At 55.1% G+C, this 3,437-nt stretch carries 2 rRNA genes; both read left to right on the top strand.

Annotation, left to right across the window (positions count from 1 at the left end):
- The first annotated feature begins 80 nt into the window (after positions 1-80).
- Positions 81-3,225 (top strand): 23S ribosomal RNA (locus ABEA33_RS27305).
- A gap of 152 nt (positions 3,226-3,377) precedes the next feature.
- A 5S ribosomal RNA gene (rrf, locus tag ABEA33_RS27300) occupies positions 3,378-3,437 on the top strand; the annotation flags it as partial.

Genomic DNA, 3,437 nt, shown 5'->3' with positions numbered 1-3,437 from the left:
TGAGTCCATCAGTGCTGCTGCTGTAAACAGGGGGATCGTTGTTTGTTCTGTTTCTTTGTAGTTTTTGTTGAGTGTTTGTGCGACAAGCTATGAAGGGCACATGGTGGATGCCTTGGCATCAAGAGCCGATGAAGGACGTAGGAGCCTGCGATAAGCCCTGGGGAGTTGGCAACCGAGCTGTGATCCGGGGGTGTCCGAATGGGGGAACCCAGCACGAGTCATGTCGTGTTACCCGCGCCTGAATATATAGGGTGTGTGGAGGGAACGCCGGGAAGTGAAACATCTCAGTACCGGTAGGAAGAGAAAACAAAAGTGATTCCGAGAGTAGTGGCGAGCGAAATCGGAAGAGGCTAAACCTTATCTGTGTGATACCCGGCAGGGGTTGCAGGTAGGGGGTTGTGGGACCACTTGTCTGGGTCTGCCGGCTCGGAAGACAGTAAGAAATCTGAAGTGAAGTTGAAGTCCATTGGAAAGTGGCGCCGTAGAGGGTGATAGCCCCGTAAGTGTAAGTTTCAGACTGTTGAGTGGTATCCCAAGTAACACGGAACCCCTGAAATTCCGTGTGAATCTGGCGGGACCACCCGTTAAGCCTAAATACTCCTTGATGACCGATAGCGGACAAGTACCGTGAGGGAAAGGTGAAAAGTACCCCTGGCGGGGAGTGAAATAGTACCTGAAACCGTGTGCCTACAATCCGTCAGAGCCCGGCTGCCAGCCTCTTTGCAATGTTGGTGTTGGGGTGATGGCGTGCCTTTTGAAGAATGAGCCTGCGAGTTTGCGGTGTGTTGCGAGGTTAACCCGTGTGGGGAAGCCGTAGCGAAAGCGAGTCCTAATAGGGCGTTTTAGTAGCACGCTCAAGACCCGAAGCGAAGTGATCTATCCATGGGCAGGTTGAAGCGCGGGTAAGACCGCGTGGAGGACCGAACCCACTTAGGTTGAAAACTGAGGGGATGACCTGTGGATAGGGGTGAAAGGCCAATCAAACTTCGTGATAGCTGGTTCTCCCCGAAATGCATTTAGGTGCAGCGTCGCGTGTTTCTTGCCGGAGGTAGAGCACTGGATAGCTAATGGGCCCTACAAGGTTACTGACGTTAGCCAAACTCCGAATGCCGGTAAGTGAGAGCGCGGCAGTGAGACAGTGGGGGATAAGCTCCATTGTCGAGAGGGAAACAGCCCAGACCATCAGCTAAGGCCCCTAAGCGGTGACTAAGTGGAAAAGGATGTGGAGTCGCAGTGACAACCAGGAGGTTGGCTTGGAAGCAGCCACCCTTGAAAGAGTGCGTAATAGCTCACTGGTCAAGTGATTCCGCGCCGACAATGTAGCGGGGCTCAAGTCATCCGCCGAAGCTATGGCATTCATGCGTTAACTCGGCCGCCAGTAGGTGGTCCAGGTGTGTGGATGGGTAGGGGAGCGTCGTGTCGCGAGTGAAGCTCCGGAGTGATCCAGGGGTGGACGCGACACGAGTGAGAATGCAGGCATGAGTAGCGAATCACGGGCGAGAAACCCGTGCGCCGAATGATCAAGGGTTCCAGGGTCAAGCTAATCTGCCCTGGGTAAGTCGGGACCTAAGGCGAGGCCGACAGGCGTAGTCGATGGACAACGGGTTGATATTCCCGTACCGGCAAAGTAGCGCCCATGACGAACCCGGTGATGCTAACCACCCGAAACTTATCGGACCGGACCCTTCGGGGCGAGGCTGGTTTGTGGAGCGTGGGACCCGATCCGGTAGTAGTCAAGCGATGGGGTGACGCAGGAAGGTAGCCCAACCTCAGCGATGGTTGTCTGGGGGTAAGCATGTAGGGGAGGCGATAGGCAAATCCGTCGTCTTGTGTTTGATCACGGCCCTGAGATGTGATGCCGAGCCCGTATGGGTGAAGTGGGTGATCCTATGCTGTCGAGAAAAACCTCTAGCGAGCTACGCGCCGCCCGTACCCCAAACCGACTCAGGTGATCAGGTAGAGAATACTAAGGCGATCGAGCGAACCATGGTTAAGGAACTCGGCAAAATGCCCCCGTAACTTCGGGAGAAGGGGGGCCGGATACGTGAACCACTTTGCGTGGGGAAGCGTTGAAGGCCGCAGAGACCAGGCCCAAGCGACTGTTTACTAAAAACACAGGTCCGTGCGAAGTTGTAAGACGATGTATACGGACTGACTCCTGCCCGGTGCTGGAAGGTTAAGGGGACCGGTAAGACCTTTGGGTCGAAGCTGAGAACTTAAGCCCCAGTAAACGGCGGTGGTAACTATAACCATCCTAAGGTAGCGAAATTCCTTGTCGGGTAAGTTCCGACCTGCACGAATGGAGTAACGACTTGGGCGCTGTCTCAACCATGGACTCGGCGAAATTGCACTACGAGTAAAGATGCTCGTTACGCGCGGCAGGACGGAAAGACCCCGGGACCTTTACTATAGTTTGGTATTGGTGTTTGGTTCGGCTTGTGTAGGATAGGTGGGAGACTGTGAAGCATTCACGCCAGTGAGTGTGGAGTCAACGTTGAAATACCACTCTGGTCGTACTAGATGTCTAACCTAGGACCATTATCTGGTTCAGGGACAGTGCCTGATGGGTAGTTTAACTGGGGCGGTTGCCTCCTAAAATGTAACGGAGGCGCTCAAAGGTTCCCTCAGCCTGGTTGGCAATCAGGTTTCGAGTGTAAGTGCACAAGGGAGCTTGACTGTGAGACAGACATGTCGAGCAGGGACGAAAGTCGGAACTAGTGATCCGGCGTCGGCATGTGGAAGCGACGTCGCTCAACGGATAAAAGGTACCCCGGGGATAACAGGCTGATCTTCCCCAAGAGTCCATATCGACGGGATGGTTTGGCACCTCGATGTCGGCTCGTCGCATCCTGGGGCTGGAGTAGGTCCCAAGGGTTGGGCTGTTCGCCCATTAAAGCGGCACGCGAGCTGGGTTTAGAACGTCGTGAGACAGTTCGGTCCCTATCCGCCGCGCGCGCAGGAAACTTGAGAAAGGCTGTCCCTAGTACGAGAGGACCGGGATGGACGAACCTCTGGTGTGCCAGTTGTCCCGCCAGGGGCACGGCTGGTTGGCTACGTTCGGAAGTGATAACCGCTGAATGCATCTAAGCGGGAAGCACGTTTCAAGATGAGGTTTCCCACCGGGTAACCGGGTAAGGCCCCCAGCAGAACACTGGGTTGATAGGCCGGAGGTGTACAGCAGCAATGCCTAGCCGACCGGTACTAATAGGCCGAGGGCTTGTCACACAAACCCTCAACTCGAACTACAACGCGCAGACGAACAACTACATGTTCGCGTCCACTAATCCACCCATAAGCTAACCGAACAACCAACTGAACAACGAGCTTGGAACACGCACCCCGTGACCACACACCGGGGCAACGTGGACCGCAAGAGTTACGGCGGCCATAGCGAAAGGGAAACACCCGGTCCCATCCCGAACCCGGAAGTTAAGCCT

The organism is Nocardioides endophyticus (assembly GCF_039543845.1).
GTDB lineage: Bacteria > Actinomycetota > Actinomycetes > Propionibacteriales > Nocardioidaceae > Nocardioides > Nocardioides endophyticus.
This window is presented reverse-complemented; position numbering and strand designations above follow the sequence as displayed.